This is a genomic window from Sphingomonas sp. AAP5 (assembly GCF_004354345.1).
GTDB lineage: Bacteria > Pseudomonadota > Alphaproteobacteria > Sphingomonadales > Sphingomonadaceae > Sphingomonas > Sphingomonas glacialis.
The window spans coordinates 2,235,616-2,256,021 of record NZ_CP037913.1 but is presented as its reverse complement, the minus strand read 5'-3'; the positions used below and the strand labels follow the sequence as shown (position 1 = coordinate 2,256,021).

General features: G+C 66.7%; 17 protein-coding genes. 12 read left to right on the top strand and 5 right to left on the bottom strand.

Features of this window, described 5'->3' with window-relative positions:
* Nucleotides 1–86: 86 nt before the first annotated feature.
* Together E2E30_RS10400 and E2E30_RS10395 are read left to right on the top strand one after the other, a co-directional pair.
* A complete protein-coding gene (locus E2E30_RS10400) occupies nucleotides 87–1,682 on the top strand; it encodes an isocitrate lyase (RefSeq protein WP_133189563.1) in 1,596 nt (531 codons plus the stop codon).
* A gap of 213 nt (nucleotides 1,683–1,895) precedes the next feature.
* A complete protein-coding gene (locus tag E2E30_RS10395) occupies nucleotides 1,896–2,720 on the top strand; it encodes an ATP-grasp fold amidoligase family protein (RefSeq protein ID WP_240698908.1) in 825 nt (274 codons plus the stop codon).
* An 11-nt stretch (nucleotides 2,721–2,731) separates the two neighbouring features.
* Here E2E30_RS10395 and E2E30_RS10390 read toward each other — a convergent pair whose 3' ends face one another.
* The 3 genes from E2E30_RS10390 to E2E30_RS10380 are packed head-to-tail and all read right to left on the bottom strand — an operon-like array spanning nucleotide 2,732 to nucleotide 4,190.
* Nucleotides 2,732–3,682 carry an aldo/keto reductase gene (locus tag E2E30_RS10390; protein WP_133189559.1) on the bottom strand — a complete coding sequence of 317 codons (951 nt, stop codon included), beginning with the start codon at nucleotides 3,680–3,682 and terminating at the stop codon, nucleotides 2,732–2,734.
* On the bottom strand, nucleotides 3,679–3,888 hold the full coding sequence (locus tag E2E30_RS10385; protein ID WP_133189557.1) for a hypothetical protein: 210 nt from the start codon (nucleotides 3,886–3,888) through the stop codon (nucleotides 3,679–3,681). Before E2E30_RS10385 ends, E2E30_RS10390 begins: the two co-directional genes overlap by 4 nt.
* Nucleotides 3,888–4,190, bottom strand: coding sequence for a hypothetical protein (locus E2E30_RS10380; RefSeq protein ID WP_133189555.1), 303 nt, complete (start codon nucleotides 4,188–4,190; stop codon nucleotides 3,888–3,890). The genes E2E30_RS10385 and E2E30_RS10380 overlap by 1 nt, the downstream gene beginning before the upstream one ends.
* A 156-nt stretch (nucleotides 4,191–4,346) precedes the next feature.
* Between E2E30_RS10380 and E2E30_RS10375 the strand changes: the two genes are divergently transcribed.
* From E2E30_RS10375 to E2E30_RS10355, 5 genes are all read left to right on the top strand, one after another.
* A complete protein-coding gene (locus E2E30_RS10375) occupies nucleotides 4,347–5,306 on the top strand; it encodes an ArsR/SmtB family transcription factor (RefSeq protein ID WP_133189553.1) in 960 nt (319 codons plus the stop codon).
* Nucleotides 5,303–6,247 (top strand): methylenetetrahydrofolate reductase [NAD(P)H], encoded by a 945-nt coding sequence (gene metF, locus E2E30_RS10370; RefSeq protein ID WP_133189551.1) that lies wholly within the window; start codon nucleotides 5,303–5,305, stop codon nucleotides 6,245–6,247. The genes E2E30_RS10375 and metF overlap by 4 nt, the downstream gene beginning before the upstream one ends.
* A gap of 127 nt (nucleotides 6,248–6,374) precedes the next feature.
* The gene (locus tag E2E30_RS10365; protein WP_133189549.1) at nucleotides 6,375–7,421 is read left to right on the top strand and encodes a homocysteine S-methyltransferase family protein; all 1,047 of its coding nucleotides are present in this window, start codon (nucleotides 6,375–6,377) and stop codon (nucleotides 7,419–7,421) included.
* A 158-nt stretch (nucleotides 7,422–7,579) separates the two neighbouring features.
* A complete protein-coding gene (gene metH, locus E2E30_RS10360; protein WP_206365557.1) occupies nucleotides 7,580–10,291 on the top strand; it encodes a methionine synthase in 2,712 nt (903 codons plus the stop codon).
* Nucleotides 10,292–10,451: 160 nt separating this feature from the next.
* Entirely contained in the window at nucleotides 10,452–11,381 is a 930-nt protein-coding gene (locus tag E2E30_RS10355) for a right-handed parallel beta-helix repeat-containing protein (protein ID WP_133189547.1), read from the top strand.
* A 196-nt stretch (nucleotides 11,382–11,577) separates the two neighbouring features.
* On the opposite strand, the gene E2E30_RS10350 is transcribed toward E2E30_RS10355, so the two are convergent.
* Nucleotides 11,578–13,224: an alkaline phosphatase family protein gene (locus E2E30_RS10350; protein ID WP_133189544.1), complete on the bottom strand. Its 1,647-nt coding sequence runs from the start codon at nucleotides 13,222–13,224 to the stop codon at nucleotides 11,578–11,580.
* Nucleotides 13,225–13,299: 75 nt separating this feature from the next.
* On the opposite strand from E2E30_RS10350, the gene E2E30_RS10345 reads away from it, so the two are divergent.
* From E2E30_RS10345 to E2E30_RS10325, 5 genes are all read left to right on the top strand, one after another.
* Nucleotides 13,300–15,342, top strand: coding sequence for a protein-disulfide reductase DsbD family protein (locus tag E2E30_RS10345; RefSeq protein ID WP_133189542.1), 2,043 nt, complete (start codon nucleotides 13,300–13,302; stop codon nucleotides 15,340–15,342).
* Nucleotides 15,339–16,190: a subclass B3 metallo-beta-lactamase gene (gene bla, locus E2E30_RS10340; RefSeq protein WP_133189540.1), complete on the top strand. Its 852-nt coding sequence runs from the start codon at nucleotides 15,339–15,341 to the stop codon at nucleotides 16,188–16,190. The genes E2E30_RS10345 and bla overlap by 4 nt, the downstream gene beginning before the upstream one ends.
* Before the next feature lie 90 nt (nucleotides 16,191–16,280).
* Nucleotides 16,281–17,774: a circularly permuted type 2 ATP-grasp protein gene (locus E2E30_RS10335; protein ID WP_133189538.1), complete on the top strand. Its 1,494-nt coding sequence runs from the start codon at nucleotides 16,281–16,283 to the stop codon at nucleotides 17,772–17,774.
* 40 nt (nucleotides 17,775–17,814) lie between these two features.
* Nucleotides 17,815–18,750, top strand: a complete 936-nt coding sequence (locus E2E30_RS10330) for an alpha-E domain-containing protein (RefSeq protein ID WP_133189536.1) — start codon at nucleotides 17,815–17,817, stop codon at nucleotides 18,748–18,750.
* Nucleotides 18,750–19,562, top strand: coding sequence for a transglutaminase family protein (locus E2E30_RS10325; RefSeq protein ID WP_133189534.1), 813 nt, complete (start codon nucleotides 18,750–18,752; stop codon nucleotides 19,560–19,562). The genes E2E30_RS10330 and E2E30_RS10325 overlap by 1 nt, the downstream gene beginning before the upstream one ends.
* 13 nt (nucleotides 19,563–19,575) lie before the next feature.
* Here E2E30_RS10325 and E2E30_RS10320 read toward each other — a convergent pair whose 3' ends face one another.
* On the bottom strand, nucleotides 19,576–20,379 hold the full coding sequence (locus E2E30_RS10320) for an arginyltransferase (protein ID WP_133189532.1): 804 nt from the start codon (nucleotides 20,377–20,379) through the stop codon (nucleotides 19,576–19,578).
* Nucleotides 20,380–20,406 lie beyond the last annotated feature (27 nt).

Genomic DNA, 20,406 nt, shown 5'->3' with positions numbered 1-20,406 from the left:
AACGCGGTAATTTGTCGATGAACGGCTTACAGTGCTGTCAATTCATGTACCTATCTCGCCATACACACAGAGCGAGGGGCACCCCCATGACCTACCAGACCGACATCGCCCAGACCAAGAGCCTGATCCAGCGCTACAACGGCACGTGGGATGGCATCGATGCCGAGAGCGTCGCGCGGATGCGGGTGCAGAACCGGTTCCAGAGCGGGATCGACATCGCGCGCTACACCGCCGCGATCATGCGCAAGGATATGGCGGCGTATGATGCCGACCCGTCGGCCTACACCCAGTCGCTCGGCTGCTGGCACGGCTTTATCGGCCAGCAGAAGATGATCAGCATCAAGAAGCATTTCGGTTCGACCGAGCGCCGCTATCTCTACCTCTCCGGCTGGATGATCGCCGCGTTGCGATCCGAATTCGGCCCGCTGCCCGATCAGTCGATGCACGAGAAGACCAGCGTTCCCGCGCTGATCGAAGAGCTCTACACCTTCCTGCGCCAGGCCGATGCACGCGAGCTCGGCATGATGTTCCGCGATCTCGATGCGGCTCGCGCCAGCGGCAACCAAGTCGAGGAGCAGCGCCTGCTCAACGCGATCGACGGCTATCAGACGCACGTCGTGCCGATCATCGCCGATATCGACGCTGGCTTCGGCAATGCCGAGGCGACCTATCTGCTCGCCAAGAAGATGATCGAGGCGGGTGCGTGCGCGCTGCAGATCGAGAACCAGGTAAGCGATGAAAAGCAGTGCGGCCATCAGGACGGGAAGGTCACCGTGCCGCACGAGGACTTCCTCGCGAAGGTCCGCGCGTGCCGCTACGCCTTCCTCGAACTCGGCGTCGAGGACGGGATCATCGTCACGCGGACCGACTCGCTCGGCGCGGGGCTGACCAAGCAGATCGCGGTGTCGAAGGAACCGGGCGATCTCGGCGACCAGTATAACAGCTTCCTCGATTGCGAGGAGATCGACCCGGCGACCGCGCGCAACGGCGACGTCATCCTCAACCGCGACGGCAAGCTGCTGCGCCCGAAGCGGCTAGCCTCGAACCTGTTCCAGTTCCGCGCCGGAACCGGCGAGGATCGCTGCGTGATGGATTGCATCGCTTCGCTGCAGAACGGCGCCGACCTGCTGTGGATCGAGACCGAGAAGCCGCATATCGAGCAGATCGCCGGAATGGTCGACCGCGTTCGCGCGGTCATTCCCAACGCCAAGCTGGTCTACAACAATTCGCCGAGCTTCAACTGGACGCTCAACTTCCGCCAGCAGGTCTATGATGCCTGGGCGGGCGAGGGGAAGGACGTCTCGGCGTATGACCGGGCGCGGCTGATGTCGGTCGATTATGACGGGACCGACCTGGGCGACGAGGCCGACGAGCGGATCCGCACCTTCCAGAAGGACGCCGCCGCGCGTGCGGGGATCTTCCATCACCTGATCACGCTGCCGACCTATCACACCGCGGCGCTGTCGACCGACAATCTCGCCAAGGAGTATTTCGGCGATGCGGGGATGCTCGGCTATGTGAAGGGCGTCCAGCGCAAGGAAATCCGCGAGGGGATCGCCTGCGTCAAGCACCAGAACATGTCGGGCTCGGACATCGGCGACGATCACAAGGAGTATTTCGCGGGTGAGGCGGCGCTCAAGGCGGGCGGCGCGCACAATACGATGAACCAGTTTGCGGCCTGACGCAGCCGGCGGAGCGAAGCTCCGCCGCGCCCGCGGCAGGCCCGGCCGGCGGGGCCTGCAGCCCCGTCCGACGACGCGGCTTTGCCGCGGCGGGGTTTGAGCTCCCCCTCGAACCCGCCGCAGCTTTCGGCCGGTCCGGAACCAACAGCATCGATCGCGGCTTGTGCTGCGATGGATGTTGCGTTTCCGGCCTCAGCGCCTCGACTTGCCAGGGTGCGCGCACGGTGGCGGATCTACCTGACTTATTGGTGGCGACACGGGCGCTGGCCCGCGCTCGATGATCCGCGCACTTTCACCGAGCTGGTCCAGGCGCGCAAGCTGGCCGGCGCCGACCCCGCGATGGTGCGAATGGCGGACAAGCTGGTGGCGAAGACGATCGTGACCGAGCGGCTCGGCGCCGACTGGGTCATCCCGACGCTGTGGCAGGGGACCGAATTACCCGAGGCACCGGCATGGCCTATGCCATTCGTCGTCAAGGCGCGGCACGGCTGCAACCAGACCGCCTTCGTCTTCGACGATAGCGCCAACTGGGCCGATATCCGCCGGCGTGCGGCCGGATGGATGCGGTCGACCTATGGATATTGGCTCGACGAGGATCTCTATGCGGGCATCCCACACGGGCTGATGGTCGAGCCGTTCATCGGCGCGCCGCCGGTGCTGCCGATCGACTATAAATTCTACGTGTTCGGTGGGCGCGTCCGCTACGTCCAGGTTCATCTCGGTCGCGGCGGACGGCATCGCTGGATCCTGTTCGACCGCCACTGGCAGCGCGTGTCGTCGGCAAGCGCCGATCCCGACCCGACGCCGCCAGTCACGCTCGGCCCGATGATCATGGCCGCCGAGCGCCTGTCAGACGGGCGCGATTTCGTGCGGGTCGATCTCTACGAGATCGACGGGCGGCCGTTGTTCGGCGAAATGACCTTCTATCCGGGTTCTGGGCTCGATCCGTTCAGCCCCATCGCGCTCGACGCCGAGCTTGGCGCGCACTGGCTGCGCGCCAAGCTCGCCATGCTCGAACCGCTACGCGCGGTTGCCTGACGCCTGGGCGTTCAGGCGCCCGCGACCGCCAAGCGCTCGATCTGCTCCGGGGTCAGCACGAGGTCCATCGATCCCAGCAATTCCTCGACCTGCGCCACGCTCGTCGCGCTGGCGATCGGCGCGGTTACGGCGGGCTGTTCGGCGAGCCATTTGAGCGCGATCTGCGCGAGACTCGCGCCGGTTTCCGCGGCGATCGCGTCCATCACGGCGAGGACGGCCGGTCCGCTGCCGTCGAGCAACGCCTGCATCCGTCCGCCGCGCACGCTCTTGCCGAAATCGTCGGCGCTGCGATATTTGCCCGTCAGGAAGCCCGAGGCGAGCCCGTAATAGGGCACCACGCCGATATTGTACTCGACGCAATACGCCTGGAGCTCGCCCTCGAACTTCTGGCGGCTGACGAGGTTATATTCGGGCTGGAGCACATGATAATGTGGCAGCCCGTGTGCCTTGGCGGCATCGTTTGCCGATTTCAGCCGCCCGGCGTGGAAGTTCGATGCGCCGAGCGCGCGGATCTTGCCCGCGTCGATCAGCTTGCCGAACGCGGCCAGCGCGTCTTCCTGCGCGACCGCGTCGTCATCCTGATGCGCGAAATACAGGTCGATCGTGTCGACGCCGAGCCGCTTGAGCGAGGCGTCGCAGGCAGCGGCAATCCGGGCCGGCGCGAGCTTTTCGCCGCCTTCGCCCGGCAGCATGCCGACCTTGGTCGCGATCTGCACCTGGTCGCGCTTGCCCGATTGCTTGAGCCACGCACCGATCACGGTCTCGGACTCGCCGCCTTTGTGGCCGGGAACCCAGGCGGAATAGACGTCGGCGGTATCGATCATCGTCCCGCCACCCGCGACGAAAGCATCGAGCACGGCGAAGCTGGTCGCTTCGTCGGCGGTCCAGCCGAAGACGTTGCCGCCGAGCACGAGCGGGGCGATGTGGAGGTCGGTTGCCCCGAGGCGGCGAAGAGTGGTCATTGCGGCTGGTCCTCGTTGCCGGGCGCGTCGTCATTGACGATCACGGCGGCGTTGGTGTCGGGAGAATTGGCGTCGAGCGAAGCGGCCGCCTCGTCGAGCGCCTGGTCCTCGCCCGGCGGTGCGCCGGTCGAGGACGTACCGCGCGAGCAGGCGGCAAGCAGCAGCAACGAGACGAGCAGGGCGCGTCGCTTGGAACCGATGCGCATCAATCGCGGATGTCGTTGCCGAAGTCGGAAATTGCGGCCCCGGCGCGATCGGCGGCGCGGTCGGCCTTGTCGGACAGCCGGTCGGCCTTGTTGCTGAGGACAGCGCCGGCATTGTCGAGTCGCGTTTCGGCAGCACCCAGCGCCGCATCTGTATCGTCGACGGCCTTGGCGCCGGTCGCGTTTGCGTCGGCGGCGACGCTGTTGGCGGCTTCGCCGATATCGTTCTGCGCCTTGGGGCTGCACGCGGCGAGGCCGATGGCGGCGACGATCGTGAGCGGCAGCAGGATGCGGGTCTTGATCATGATAGGTCCTTGGCTCCCAGCAATGGGCGCACGCTAGAGGATGGGGTCGGGGGCTTCAACTCCGCGGACGGCATGTTGTTGCGCTGCCAGTCTCGGAATAGGGGCGTTCGAACCGCGTTGACCTCATATAAAGATATCTTTATATGTGATGCCACAATGACCATTGCCCTCGATATCTTTCGCGCGCTTGCCGACGCCACGCGGCTGCGGATCGTCGCCTTGTTGCGGACGATGGAGCTGTCGGTCGGTGAACTCGCGCAAGTGCTCGGGCAGAGCCAGCCGCGCGTTTCGCGGCACGTGAAAATCCTGTGCGACGCGGGGCTCGCCGAGCGGCGCAAGGAAGGCAGCTGGGTGTTCGTCGCGCTCGGCAGCGGCGCCACCGTCGGCCCGATCGCGACCGCGCTCGATGCGTGGGGCGAGATCGAGCCCGATCATTGGCGGGTCGCCGATGCCGCGCGGCTCGCTGCGGTCCGCGCCGATCGCGCGGCGTCGGCGGCAAGCTGGTTCGAGGCGAATGCCGGGCAGTGGGACGCGATTCGCTCGCTCCACATCGCCGAGAGCGAGGTCGAGGCGGCGATGTCGGCAGTGCTTGGCGACGCACCGATCGGCCAGTTGATCGACATCGGGACCGGCACCGGGCGGATGCTCGAGCTGTTCGCGGGACGGGCAGGGCAAGCGCTCGGGATCGATCGCAGTTCCGAAATGCTGCGGCTCGCGCGCGCGAAACTGTCCGAGCGCGGGCTGAGCAATGCCGAACTGCGCCAGGCCGATCTCTATGCGCTGCCGCTCGGCGACGCCGCGGCGGACGTCGCGATCGTCCACCACGTGCTGCACTTTGCGCAGCAACCCGGTGCGGCGATCGCCGAGGCCGCGCGCGTGTTGAAACCGGGGGGGCGCCTGCTGATCGCGGACTTCGCGGCGCATGACCGCGAGGATCTGCGCGCCAAGGATGCGCATACCCGCCTGGGCTTCGCGGACGATCAGATCGAAACGTGGTTCGCCGCGGCGGGGCTGGCGCCGGCCCGGATCGAGACGCTCGAGGGCGGGGAATTGACGGTCAAACTGTGGCTCGCCCGCAAGGTCGGCCAACGCGTAGCAGAGGTGAAGGCGGCATGACGGTTTCGGTAAAGCAGATGCAGGAGGCGCGGCTCGCGCTCGCAGCGCCGTTGTTCGCCGATATCGCGGGCGACGCGCGGGTGAGCTTCGAATTCTTCCCGCCCAAGACCGAGAAGATGGAGGAGACGCTGTGGGAGTCGGTTCAGACGCTCGCGCCGCTCGGCCCGCGCTTCGTCTCGGTCACGTACGGCGCGGGCGGCACGACGCGCGAACGGACGCATGCGACGGTCGCCCGGATCGCGCGCGAGACGGACATTCCGGCAGCGGCGCACCTCACCTGCGTCGATGCGACGCGCGAGGAGATCGACGCGATCGCCGATGAATATTGGAAGGCGGGGGTGCGCCACATCGTCGCGCTGCGCGGGGACTCGCCCGTCGCGGGTCAGAAGTTCCAGTCGCCGGTCGGTGGGTATGAGAATGCCGCGGCGCTCGTCGCGGGGCTGCGCAAGCTCCACCCGTTCGAGATTTCGGTTTCGGCCTATCCCGAATGCCATCCGGATTCGGCGAGCGAGGCGGCCGATCTCGATAATCTCAAGCGCAAGCTCGATGCCGGCGCGACGCGCGCGATCACGCAGTTCTTCCATGAGGCGGAGACCTTCTTCCGCTTCCGCGATGCCGCTGCCAAGGCCGGGATCGACGCCGAGATCGTGCCGGGAATCATGCCGATCATGAATTTCGGCGCGGTGCAGCGCATGTCGGCGATGTGCGGCACGGTGGTGCCCGACTGGATGGGGACGCTGTTCGACGGGCTCGACGATCGTCCCGCCGCGCGCCAGTTGGTGTCGGCGACGATCGCGGCCGAGCTGTGCCGGCGCTTGTATGCGGGCGGGGTGCGCGACTTCCATTTCTACACGCTCAACCGGGCAGAGCTCAGCTACGCGATCTGCCATCTGCTCGGCATTCGCGGGCAGCCGGCGTTGGTCGCGGCGCAAGCGGCGTAACAGATTTCACCCCTCCCCTTCAGGGGAGGGGAAGGGGGTGGGGGATGTCTCACCGAGCCATCGGCTTGCCGGACTTCCCCACCCCAACCCCTCCCCTGAAGGGGAGGGGCTTAGAAGGAATAAGATCATGACCACCCGCCAGACATTCCTCGCCGAAGCCGCCAAGCGCATCCTGATCACCGACGGCGCATTCGGCACCGAGATCCAGAACTGGAAGCTGTCCGAAGCCGACTATGCAGGCACGCTCGGCCTCGCCAAGGACCAGAAGGGCAATAACGACATCCTCGCGCTGACCAAGCCCGAGGTGCCAGAAGCGATCCACCGCGCCTATTTCGAAGCCGGCGCCGATATCGCCGAGACCAACACCTTCTCGGCCAACCGCATCAGCCAGGCCGATTACGCCGCCGAGCATCTCGTGCGCGAGATCAACGTCGAGAGCGCCAAGCTCGCGCGCCGCCTCGCCGACGAGTTCCAGGCAAAGGACGGTCGGCCACGCTTCGTCGCGGGCGCGGTCGGGCCGACCAACAAGACGCTGTCGCTCAGCCCGGACGTCAACGATCCGGGCTTCCGCGAGATCGACTTCGATTATCTCAAGGACGTCTATCGCGAGCAGGTCGACGCGCTGCTCGAAGGCGGCGCCGATTTCATCCTGATCGAGACGGTGTTCGATACCTTGAACGCCAAGGCCGGGATCATGGCGGTGCTCGAAGCGGCCGACGCGCTCGGTCGCGACGTGCCGATCATGCTGTCGATGACGCTGACCGATCTTTCCGGGCGCAACCTGTCGGGGCACACCGTTGAGGCATTCTGGCACGCGGTGCGCCACGCCAAGCCGGTGACGATCGGGCTCAATTGCTCGTTCGGCGCCGAGCAGCTGCGGCCGCATGTGCGCACGCTGTCGGATATCTGCGATACGCTGATCATGGTGTATCCCAATGCCGGGCTGCCCAACGAGCTCGGTGAATATGACGAGCAGCCGTCGACCACCGCGGGGCTGGTGCGCGAATGGGCGGCCAACGCGCAGGTCAATGTGCTGGGTGGCTGCTGCGGATCGACCCCGGCGCATATCGCGGCGATCGCCAAGGCGGTCGGCGAGCTGCCCCCGCGCGCGCTGCCGGTGCCGCCGGTGGTGACGCGGTTGGCGGGGCTCGAGCCGATGACGATGGCGGCTTAGCCGCGAGCGAACTGCCTTCTTCCCCTCTCCCGCATGCGGGAGAGGCCGGGTGAGGGCCTTCTTCTCCTACTACGTTTCAATCGGGTCCTGCGTCGCGCAGAAGAAGACCCTCACCCCAACCCTCTCCCGCGAAAGCGGGAGAGGGAGAAGCAGGCAAAATGACGATCGCGAACTCCTCCACCAATTTCGTCAACATCGGTGAGCGCACCAACGTCACCGGCTCGGCGCGCTTCAAGAAGCTCATCATGGCGGGCGATTACCCCGCCGCGGTCGAAGTCGCGCGCCAGCAGGTCGAAAGCGGCGCACAGGTGCTCGACGTCAACATGGACGAGGGCCTGCTCGACGCCGAGTTCGCGATGACGACCTTCCTCAAGTTGATCGCCGCCGAGCCCGACATCGCGCGCATCCCGTTCATGGTCGACAGCTCGAAATGGTCGGTGATCGAGGCGGGGTTGAAGTGCGTCTCGGGCAAGCCGATCGTCAATTCGATCAGCATGAAGGAAGGCGAAGACCAGTTCCTCGCCCAGGCGCGGAAAGTGATGAACTACGGCGCCGCGGTGGTGGTGATGGCGTTCGACACCATCGGCCAGGCCGACACGCGCGCGCGCAAACTCGAGATCTGCGGCCGGGCGTACGATCTGCTGATGGGCATCGGCTTTCCCCCCGAGGACATCATCTTCGATCCCAACATCTTCGCGGTCGCGACGGGGATCGAGGAGCATAACAATTACGCGGTCGACTTCATCGAGGCGTGCCGCGACATCAAGGCGCGCTGCCCGCACGCGCATATCTCGGGCGGTCTGTCGAACCTGTCGTTCAGCTTCCGCGGCAACGAGCCGGTGCGGCGTGCGATGCACTCGGTGTTCCTCTATTATGCGATCCCCGCCGGGCTCGACATGGCGATCGTCAATGCGGGGCAACTCGACATTTACGACGCGATCGACCCCAAGCTGCGCCAGGCGTGCGAGGACGTCATCCTCAATTCCGATGACGGCGCGACCGAGCGGCTGATCGCGATGGCCGAGAGCTTCAAGGGCACTGACGCCGTCGCCGAGAAGGCCGCCGCCGAATGGCGCAGCCTACCGGTGACCAAGCGGCTCGAATATGCGCTGGTCAAGGGCATTGACGCACATGTCGTCGACGATACCGAGGAGTGCCGCCAGCAATTCGCGCGGCCGATCGAGGTGATCGAGGGGCCGCTGATGGACGGGATGAACGTCGTCGGCGACCTGTTCGGATCGGGCAAGATGTTCCTGCCGCAGGTGGTGAAGTCGGCGCGCGTGATGAAGAAGGCGGTGGCGCATCTGCTCCCCTTCATCGAGGCGGCGAAGGAGCCCGGCGCGCGCGGCAAGGGCAAGATCATCATGGCGACCGTCAAGGGCGACGTGCACGACATCGGCAAGAACATCGTCGGCGTCGTGCTCCAGTGCAACGGCTTCGACGTGGTCGACATGGGCGTGATGGTGCCGTGGTCGGACATTCTGAAGTCGGCCAAGGAAAATGACGCCGACATGATCGGCCTGTCGGGGCTGATCACGCCGTCGCTCGACGAGATGGTGACCGTTGCCGAGGAAATGAAGCGTGCGGGCATGACGATGCCGCTGTTGATCGGTGGCGCTACGACGTCGAAGGTCCACACCGCGCTGCGCATTGCGCCGGCCTATGATGGGCCGGTCGTGCATGTGCTCGACGCAAGCCGTGCGGTCGGGGTCGCCTCGACGCTCGTCAGCGACACGATCCGCGACGATTTCGTCCAGAAGACCGCCGACGAATATGAAGCGGTGCGGATCGCGCGCGCCAACAAGGGGCAGAGCGAGCTCATCCCGATCGAGGCGGCGCGCGCCAATGCGTTTCCGGCCGACATGGCGTTGAAGCCCGAAGCGCCGAAGCAGCCCGGCGTGCATGTGTTCGAGGATTGGGACCTCGCCGATCTGCGCGAATTGATCGACTGGACGCCGTTCTTCCGCGCGTGGGAGCTGGCGGGGAATTACCCGGCGATCCTGACCGACGCGGTGGTTGGGGAGAGCGCGACGTCGCTCTTCGCCGATGCGCAGAAGATGCTCGACCAGATCATCGCCGAGAAGTGGCTGACCGCGAAGGGCGTGGCCGGGCTGTGGCCGTGCCGGCGCGAGGGGGACGACGTGGTGATCTCCGCAAAGCCCCTCCCCTTCAGGGGAGGGGTTGGGGTGGGGCCGTCCAGCGCGTCCGCCGCTTGCAGTCTCGGTGAGACGTCCCCCACCCCCAACCCCTCCCCTGAAGGGGAGGGGCTTGAAGACGTCCGCATGCCCTTCCTGCGCCAGCAGATCGCCAAGCGCGAGGGGCGCGCCAACATGTGTCTTGCCGATTTCATCGATCCGGCAGGCGACTGGATCGGCGGGTTCGCGGTCACCGCAGGCCACGGCATCGACGCGCACCTCGCGCGCTTCAAGGCGGATAACGACGACTATTCGGACATCCTGCTCAAAGCCCTTGCCGACCGTCTCGCCGAAGCTTTTGCCGAGCGGCTCCACCAGCATGTCCGCACCGAATTGTGGGGCTATGCCGAGGGCGAGCAGCTCACCAACGAGGCGCTGATCCGCGAACAGTATCGCGGCATCCGCCCGGCGCCGGGCTATCCGGCGTGTCCCGACCACAGCGAGAAGCCAATGCTGTTCGAGCTACTCGGCGCGACCGACGCGACCGGCATCACGCTGACCGAAAGCTTTGCGATGCTGCCGACCGCAGCGGTGTCGGGCTTCTATTTCGGCCATCCGCAGGCGGAGTATTTCGGTGTCGCGCGCGTCGGGCCCGACCAGCTCGAGGAATATGCCGAGCGGCGTGGTGTCGATCTGGCGACCGCGACCCGCTGGTTGCGGCCCAATCTGGACTGACCCCGCGTCATGCCGGACTTGATCCGGCATCCATGCGAGTCCTCGGCCGTCTCGCCTGAACCCCGGATCAAGTCCGGGGTGACGGCGCGGGGTTAACCCTCAATTAGCCTTCCCACCTAGCCTCCCCGCGGGCATCGTGCCGCGCAAAGGAGCCAGCCCCATGCGTCGCATTCTACCACTGCTCGCCATCGCGATCGCCGCACCCGCCGCCGCGCAGCAGCGCGCACCCTTCACGATCGAGGGGACGGGCCAAGGCTTCCAGACGATCGACGAGGCGGTGCAGTCGATCCGCATGGGCACCGCGACGATCCTGATCGCGCCCGGTGTCTATCATCAATGCACGATCCAGTCGGGCGGGCACATCACCTTCAAGGCGGTGACGCCGGGCACCGCGATCTTCGAGGGGACGGCGTGCGAGGACAAGGCGGCATTCGTGCTGCGCGGGCAAAGCTCGGTGGTCGACGGCATCGTCTTCCGCAAGATCGCAGTCGGCGACGGCAATGGCGCCGGGATCCGCAGCGAAGTCGGCGATCTCGTCGTGCGTAACTCGATGTTCCTCGACAATCAGGAGGGCATCCTCGGCGGCCAGCCCAGCGGGCAAAAGATCACGATCGACCATTCGACCTTCGCGGGTCTCGGGCAGTGCGACATCACGCCGAGCTGCTCGCACAGCATCTACCTCGCCAATCTCGGATCGGTGACCGTCACCAATTCGCGCTTCGAACGCGGCACCGGCGGGCATTACGTCAAGCTGCGCACGCCGCGCGTCACGATCACCGACAACAGCTTCGACGACACCAAGGGCAGCAAGACCAACTATATGATCGACCTGTCGCAAGGGGCGACCGGACTGATCGCGCGCAACACCTTCGTGCAGGGCGCGCACAAGGAGAATCACAGCGGGCTGATCGTCGTCTCGGCGGAGGCGAAGACCTACAGCGCGGCGGGCCTGCGGATCGAGGATAACGACGCGAGCCTCGCGCCGGGTGCGCCGACCAATCCGGCGTTCGTCGCCAATATGAGCGGGGATCAGCTTGCGATCGGCGCGAATCGGCTTGGGGCTGGGATCCGATCGTACGAAGTGCGGTGAATATCTCCCTCTCCCTTTGGGAGAGGGAAGGGGCCCGCTCGGCGCAGCCGAGCGGGAAGGGTGAGGGCAGCTATTCTAGCCTGCCCTCACCGGACCTCGCTGCGCTCGGCCACCAGCATCGGGTAAACAGCGCCCCGCGCTGTTTAGGTCATGCCGGGGGCATGACCGACCCGATGCTCCCGGTGGGAGAGGGATTTTAGCGGCAGGGCGCTCCGCCGGCATTCAGATCCAGGCACCGCCCATCCACCTTCGGTGCGGTCAGCGGCAACCCGATCTGGTGCGCGAGCGTCGGCGCGATATCGACCGTCTCGACGCCACCGGTATGTTCGAACGCGCTCATCCCCTTGCGCCAGAACAGGATCGGGACGCGGCGATCGTAATCGTACGGGCTGCCATGCGTCGCCACATAGCCGCCCGCCGCGCTCGGGATCGGGGTGACGCGCGGCTGCAGGAAGACGAGCAAATCGCCCGACCGCCCGGCCCGGAACGACGCACGCGCCCGCTCGAGCATGGTCCACTTCTCGGGCGGTCCCTTGGGGCTCGGCGTCGCGCGGATTTGTGCGGCGGTGAACACCTCTGCGACTTGCGGTGACGCCTTGTAATAGGCAATCGCCGCGGCCTCGACCGCCTTGTGCTGCGCACTCGTCAGATCCTTGGCGATATAGACGTCGCCATTGGGGATGTCGCCGAACAGCACGGGCTTTGCGATGCCGAGCTTCGCCGCGATCTCTTTCCCAGCGATCGCGGGGGCGAGCATCACCTTGGCGCGCTGCGCGGCAGGCAGCCCGGCATCGACCTCGCGTTCGGGAAGGTCGTTGCCGCCATGGTCCGCGGTGAGCACGACTTCATAATCGACCCCGGTCGAATCGAGCATTTGGAAGAACGAGCCGAGCGTCGCGTCGAGCTGCTGGAGCTGGATGCACATTTCGGCGCCTTCGGTGCCATAAGTGTGGCCGATATAATCGGTCGCCGAGGCGCCGACGTCGATGATGTCGGTGGTGGGCCCTTGCCCGAGCTTCATGTCCTGCACGAGCCCCGCCGCCAGCGCAACGATCGCGCCGTCGAACGCGGGCGAGGCGCGGAACGCCGAAGCGCTGCCCGCAGCGCGCTCGAAATGGCCGGCGCCGACGGTCTTGCCGCCACCGAGTTGCACCGCGCGATCGTGCGGCTTGCAGACCTCGGGCACGTCGAGCGCGGCTTGCGGCGCGGCGATGTTCGCGGCGGTCGCGGCATTGGCACGCGCGACGACGGCGGGGGTGGCGCGGCCGGCATAGCTGACGAACGCCTTGCCGTTCCACCACCAGAGCTCGTCGACGTTGTGGCCGCCCATCATCACCGCGGCGCGATCCTTGCCCGCGACCGAGACGACGCGGATCGCCGGATTGGCGGCCTTCATCCGTTCGCCGAGCGTGGGGACGAGCAGGTGCTTGTCGGACACGGTGTACTGGCCGTCGTGCGTCGTGCCGGGAACGGTCTCGTCCTCGGCGCAATAGACGACCTTGTCGGCGCGCGCGACGCTGAGGTCGATCCAATTGTTGGCGATGATGCCGGTATGTTCGGGGCGCAAACCGGTCAGGATCGTCGAATGGCCGGGGCAGGTCTCGGTCGCGGCGTGGCTCTGATAGCCGCTCGGGAAGACGCCACCCTGCTGCAGCCGCGCGAAGCCGCCGGTGAAGGACTTGCGATATTCGTCGAACAGGTCGGCGGAGAATTGGTCGACCGAGACGACCACGATCAGCTTCGGTGCGCTCGCGGGCGGGGTGAACGGCGCGGGTTCCTTTGCCGAGAGCGGGGCCGAGAGCAGCGCGAGCGCCATCGCCACGAGGGAAGCCTGTCGTTTCATCGGTGATCTCCGCGCCATATACTTGACCCCGCGCGAGCTATGCCCTTGGTGCGCGTGACCTACAAGGATGTGCGAATGCGCTGGTTTCATTTCGGCTTGATGACGGTTCTGGCGATGCTGACGGCAAGCGCGGCGCAAGCCGATGGCGGCCCGATCGGCGCGCCGGGCGCGCATCACCTCGCGATCACGCTGGTGGCGGAGAGCACGACGCCGGCGGCGGGGTCGACCGTCACGGTCGCGCTGGCGACGGTGCCCGAGGCTGGCTGGCACGGCTATTGGGAAAATCCCGGCGATGCGGGCTTCCCGGCCAAGCTCGAATGGAAACTGCCCAACGGGGTGACCGCAAGCGATCCGGTCTATCCGGTGCCGGGGCGGCTCGTCGTCGCCGACTTGATGAACTATGTGTTCGAGAAGCCCTATGCGCCGCTCGTCACGCTCAAGGTACCAGCTGGCATCGCCGCCGGGACCGCGCTGCCGATCACGCTCCACACCACCTATCTCGTCTGCTCGGCGACGGTATGCGTGCCTGAAGCCGCCGATCTGTCGCTTTCGCTGACCGTCGGCGACGGCGCGATTGCGCCCGACACGCAAGCGCGCTTCGATGCGTGGCGGCGCGCAGTGCCCAAGCCGCTCGATGCGAAGGGCGTCTTCCAGAGAAGCGACGGTCGCATCCGCATCGCGATTCCGTATCCGGCGGGCGCAGCTCCGAAGGACGCCTATTTCTACCCGGTGACGACCGGGCTGCTCGATTACAACGCGCCGCAGACCGTGAGCCAGGATGGCGACCGGCTGATCGTCGAAACCAAGGCGGGCGCGACCGGCGGGGCAGGACCGCTCGTCGGCGTGTTGCAGATCGGCGCGCAGCAGGGACTGCGCGTGACCACCAATGCCGGCACCGTCGCCGCGACCGCGGCCACATCGACCGGCGCACCTGCCGGCGGCGTGCTGATGGCGACGCTGATCGCCTTTGCCGGCGCGATGCTTGGCGGGTTGATCCTCAACATCATGCCGTGCGTCTTCCCGATCCTCAGCCTCAAGGCGCTGAGCCTAGCGCGCGGCCATCTCGACGAGGGCGCGGCGCGGCGTGAGGCGCTGGCCTATACCGGCGGCGTTGTCGCGGTGTGCGTCGGCCTGGGCGCGGCGATCCTGGCGCTTCGCGCCGGCGGGACCGCGGTCGGCTGGGCGTTCCAGTTGCAGGATCCGCGCGCAATCGTTGTGTTGCTGCTGCTGACGGTGGCGCTGTCGCTCAACCTTGGCGGGTTGTTCGAGATCCCGACGCCGCAATTCGTCAATCGCTCGGGCGGGGCAGGCGGCGCGTTTGCGACCGGTGCGCTCGCGGCGTTCATCGCGACGCCGTGCACCGGGCCGTTCATGGGCGCGGCGCTGGGCGCGGCGCTCGTGCTGCCGTGGCCGGCGGCGCTGGCGGTGTTCGCGGGGCTCGGGCTCGGGCTCGCCATCCCGTTTCTCGCGCTCGGTTTCGTGCCAGCGCTGCGCAAGCGGCTGCCCAAGCCCGGCGCGTGGATGGAGACCTTCCGTCACATCCTGTCGGTGCCGATGTGGCTGACCGCGCTCGCGCTCGCCTGGGTGCTCGGGCGGCAGGCGGGGGTCAACGGGCTGATCCTCGGGCTCGGCGCGGCGCTGTTCGCGGGTTTTGCTTTGTGGATCGGCGGTCGCCGCCAGGCACGCGGGCTGGCGTTCGGCTGGGGCGCGCTGATCGCTTTGCTGATTGTGACGATCGGCGGCGCGGCGCTCGTGTCGCGCGCGCCGGCGCAGGCAGCGGTCGCCGAGGCGGGCAACGAGCCCTTCACCGAGGCGCGGCTCGACGCGTTGCGCAAGGCGGGGCGGCCGGTGTTCGTCTATTTCACCGCCGACTGGTGCCTCACCTGCAAGGTCAACGAGAAGGCCGCGATCGAGACCGATGCGACGCGCAAAAGCTTTGCCGATCACAAGGTCGCAGTGCTGCTCGGCGACTGGACCAATGGCGATGCGACGATGGGCCGCTTCATCGAGGCGCATAACCGCGCGGGCGTGCCGCTGTATCTCTATTACGCACCGGGCGCGGCCGAACCGCGGGTGTTGCCACAAGTGCTGACCCCGGGGATGCTGGCGGCGCTATGATCGCGCGCGCGCTTGCCGGCTTCGCCGCGCTGGTCCTCGGGGCAGGCGCGGCGGTTGCGCAGAACCCACCCGCCTGGTCGCGACCGACAGCGCCGTTCCACATTGCCGGGCCGGTCTGGTATGTCGGGACCGAGGGGCTCGGCGTCTATGCGATCGTCACGCGCGCGGGAACGATCCTCGTCAGCGGCCCACTCGCGCAGAGCGCCGGTCTCGTCGAGCGCAACCTCGCGACGATCGGGGTGCAGCCACGCCAGATCAAATGGATCCTCAATTCGCACGCGCATTTCGACCATGCCGCTGCGTTCGCCGAACTACGCCGCTGGAGTGGTGCCAAGCTCGTCGCCTCGGCCGGCGATGCCTCCGCTCTGCGCCGTGGCCGACACGAAGCTGACAATGCGAGCGGCCACACCCGCTTTGCGCCGGTTCCGGTCGACCGGATCGTCCGCGATGACGAGCAAGTCCGCGTCGGGACCGTCGCGCTGACGGCGGTGCTGACACCGGGACATACGCCGGGCTGCACGACGTGGACGATCCCGGTAGTCGAGCGGGGGCGGCGATTGAACGTCGTGTTCCCGTGCAGCGTGACCGTGGCGGGCAATCGCCTGATCGGCAATCGCGCCTATCCCGGCATCGCCGCCGATTATCGCCACAGCTTTGATCGGCTGGCAACGCTGCCCGCCGACATCGTGCTGCCGATGCACCCCGATCAGGTCGATCTGCTCGGACAGGCCAGGCGCCACGACGCCGGCGCGGTGGACGCCTTCGTCGATCCCAGCGCGCTGCCGCATTTGGTGGCGGAAGCGCGGCGCGATTTTGCCAGTGCGCTGGCGCAGGAACGCGCGCGCTAGACAGCAGATTTCTTTTCGGCGACGCTTGTGCGGCGCAACAATCCATCGCAGCATGGAACCCAAGACGTATTTGGGGGCTTTACCTTCTCGATGGGGACACGACCGGCGTTTGATGAAATCATGGGGCAGGCAGGGTCGACGACCCCGCGGGACGAACTTGCCGCCTTGGGCGCCTGGATCGAGACCACCCCCGACGCCGAGCTCCGCCGGCGCCAACAGTCGGCCGAGGCAACTTTCCGCCAATTGGGCATCACCTTCGCCGTCTACGGCGAGAGCGATGCGAGCGAGCGGATCATCCCGTTCGATATCGTCCCACGCATCTTCCTCGCCGACGAATGGGAGCGACTGTCGGTCGGTCTCGTCCAGCGTGTCGCGGCGATCAACGCTTTCTTGCACGACATTTACGGCGAACGCCGGATCCTTGCCGAAGGCGTGCTGCCGCCCGACCTGATCTTCGGCAATCCGCAATTCCGCCCCGAGATCGCTGGGATCCGCCCGCCGCACGACATCTGGGCGCATATCTGCGGGATCGATCTGGTGCGCACGGGACCCGACGATTTCTTCGTGCTCGAGGACAATGCGCGCACCCCGTCGGGGGTGAGCTATATGCTCGAGAACCGCGAAGCGATGCTGCGGCTATGCCCCGAGCTGTTCCGCGATTTCCACGTCGCGGCGGTCGATTCCTACCCCGATCGCTTGCTCGAGACGATGAAGTCGGTCGCACCGGTGGGCGTCGCCGCGCCGGTCTGCGTCGTGCTGACGCCGGGGCACTATAATTCGGCCTATTACGAGCACAGCTTCCTCGCCGATTCGATGGGGATCGAGCTGGTCGAGGCGGCCGATCTCGTCGTCGATGATGACGTCGTGTGGATGCGCACGATTGCGGGGCGCGTGAAGGTCGATGTCATCTATCGCCGGATCGACGACGATTATCTCGACCCGCTCGTTTTCCGGCCGGATTCGATGCTCGGCGTGCCGGGGCTGATCGCGGCCTATGCCGCCGGCAACGTCGCGTTGCTCAACGCGCCAGGCAACGGCATCGCCGACGACAAGGCGATCTATTCGTACATGCCCGAGATCGTGAAATTCTATTCGGGCGGTGACGCGAAGCTGCCCAATGTCGAGACGTGGCGCTGCCGCGAGCCGCAGGCGCTGAAATACGTGCTCGAAAGGCTTCCCGAGCTGGTGGTGAAGCTGGTCGACGGGTCGGGCGGATACGGCATGCTCGTGGGGCCGACCGCGACCAAGGCCGAGATCGAGAGCTTCCGCGCCGCGCTGATCGCCGAGCCGCACCGCTACATCGCGCAGCCCACGCTGGCGCTGTCGACGGTACCGACGCTTGCCGCGGCAGGCCTGGCGCCGCGCCATGTCGATTTCCGGCCGTTCGTGCTGACGGGCTCGAAGGGCGTCCAGGTCGTTCCCGGCGGGCTGACGCGCGTCGCGCTGAAAGAGGGATCGCTGGTAGTCAATTCATCGCAGGGCGGTGGTACCAAGGACAGCTTCGTCCTGATGGACAATGGCGCGGGCGCGCAACCGTCCCACCCGCTCCAGTCGCAGACGCAATCGCAGGAGCAAGTCTCGTGAGCGGCGCGCTGCGGTCCTCGCCATGCCGCGGAGCCTCGCGATGCTGAGCCGTACTGCATCGTCGCTGTACTGGCTCGGCCGTTATGTCGAGCGGACCGACTTCATCGCGCGGCTCGTCGAAGCGACCGTCAGGCTCGACGTCCTCTCACCGCGCCCGGCGGGCGAGGCGGCGTGGGCATCGGCGCTGGCGGTGACCGAGACCGACCAGGCCTTCGCCAAAACCGGCAAGGACATCTCGCAAAGCTCGGTCGCGCGCTTCCTCACCGTCGACACCAGCCATCCGGGCTCGATCGTCCGCGCGCTCGACATGGCGCGCAACAATGCGCGCGCGGTGCGCACCGCGCTGACCAAGGAAGCCTGGACCGCGATCAACGGCGCCTGGCTGATCTTCGACAATCGCTCGAGCCCCGGCGGCGCGATGGCGACGCTCAACCTGGTCGAGGCGGTAAAGGCCGAGACGCGCGGGTTCGAGGGCGCGGTGCACCGCATGCTGCGCAACCAGACGACGTGGTTCATCCGCCTGGGCCAGGCGATCGAACGTGCCGACAACACCGCACGGCTGCTCGACGTCAAATATCATATCCTGCTGCCCAAGGGCGAGTCGGTCGGCGGTGTGGTCGATCGCGACCAATGGACGACGATCCTGCAGACGGTGTCCGCAGTCACCGCGTATCGCTGGCTCTATTCGGAAGGGTTGAAGCCGGCGAACGTCATCGACTTGCTGATCGCACGCTCCGAACTGCCGCGCAGCCTCGCCGCCTCGGTCGAGGAAGCCGTCGAGATCCTCAATTTGCTCGCCAAGCGTACCGGCCTGCACGGCGAGGCCGACCGGATGGCGCGCACCCGCCAGCAACGCTTGGCTCGCACCAAATCGGGCGAAGTGATCGCGCGCGGGCTGCACCAATATCTGCAGGGCTTCATCGCCGAGAACGACAATCTCCACATGGCCGTCGGCCGCCAGTTCAAGTTCAGCTGATGCGGCTCGCGATCGATCACCGCACGACGTATCGCTTCACCAACCCGCAGGCGCGGCTGACCCAACTGCTTCGGTTGACCCCGGAAGATACGCACGACCAGTCGGTCGCAGGGTGGAACTTGCACGTCGATTGCGATGCACGGCTGCGCTATGGGCGCGACGGTTTCGGCAACCGCACGACGATGCTGTATGTCGAGGGACCGCTCGACAGCATCGAGATCCATGTCTCGGGCGAGGTGCTGACCAACCGCTCGCACGGGATCGTGCATGGCGGGCACGAGCCGTTGCCGCCCGAACTGTTCCTGCGCGAGACGGCGCTGACCAAGCCCAATGCCGAGATCGTCGGCTTTTCAAGCGCGATCAGCGAGACCGATCCGGTCGCGCGGCTGCATGCGCTCAATCTGGCGGTGCACAGGCGCTTCGCGCTGTGTCGCGGGCGTCCGGTCGCAGGTCGCACCGCAATCGAGGCGTTCGCCGAAGGGAAGGTCAGCGCGCGCGATCTGGCGCAGGTGTTCGTCACCGCGGCGCGGACGCTCGGCGTGCCGGCACGTTATGTCTCGGGCTACAGCCCGTCGTGCATCGAGGTCGGGGATGGTCGCCCCGCGCCGCACGGCTGGGCCGAGGCGCATGTGGCAGGGCTCGGGTGGGTAGCGTTCGATCCGTGCACGGGCCTCTGCGCCGACGAAGCCTATGCGCGCGTGGCCGTCGCGCTCGATTCGGCAGGGGCCGCACCCGTCGCCGGATCGCGGCTGGGCGAGGGCGACGAGGTGCTCGACGTCGACCTCCATGTGGATCGCGCGGCGGGGCAGTAACCCCGCGATCGGATCAGCGCGTCGTTACCATCTGCTCGGCCATGATCGCGTATTTCTCGGCAGGGGGCGAATAGACCGCATCCTCGTCGACTAGCAGCCCCCAGCCTTGCGGGCCGAGCACTTCGATCGGACGATAGCGGATCTTGTACGCCATCCGCGGCGAGCCCTTCACCCAATAGCCGAGATAGACATAGGGCAGCCCGACGGCACGTGCGCGCAGGATGTGATCCATGATGATCATGTTGCCGAGCCCCGGGCGATCGGTGCTGTCGGAGTCGAAGAAGCTGTAGATCATCGAAAGGCCGTCGGCGTGCTGATCGGTGAGGCATGCACCGATCAGCTTGCCGCGCTCGCCGTGAAGCGACGGCTCGCGATATTCGACGATGAAGCTGTTGACCGGCGAATGCTCGACCATGTCGGCATAATCGCCTTCGTCCATTTCGGCCATGCCGCCGCCGGGATGGCGCGAGGCGAGGTAGCGGCGCAGCAGCTGGAATTGTTCGTCGGTCGCCCACGGCCGGCACGCCGAGACTTCGAGGTCGGCATTCTTGCGCAACTGCTTGCGCTGCGTCGCATTCGCCTCGAAGTCCGAAACGACGACGCGCACCGAAACGCACGCGGTGCAGCCCGAGCAGCTCGGGCGATACGCGACCGACTGGCTGCGGCGAAAGCCGATCCGGCCAAGCGCATCGTTAAGATCGCTCGCTTGCTCGCCGCGCAACTCGGTAAACACCTTCCGCTCCTGGCGACCGGGCAGATACGGGCAGGGCGACGGGCTGGTGACGAAGAATCGTGGAAAGCGGAATGGCGCTGTCACCGCAGAGGGTCCCTTGAATAAGCGTGT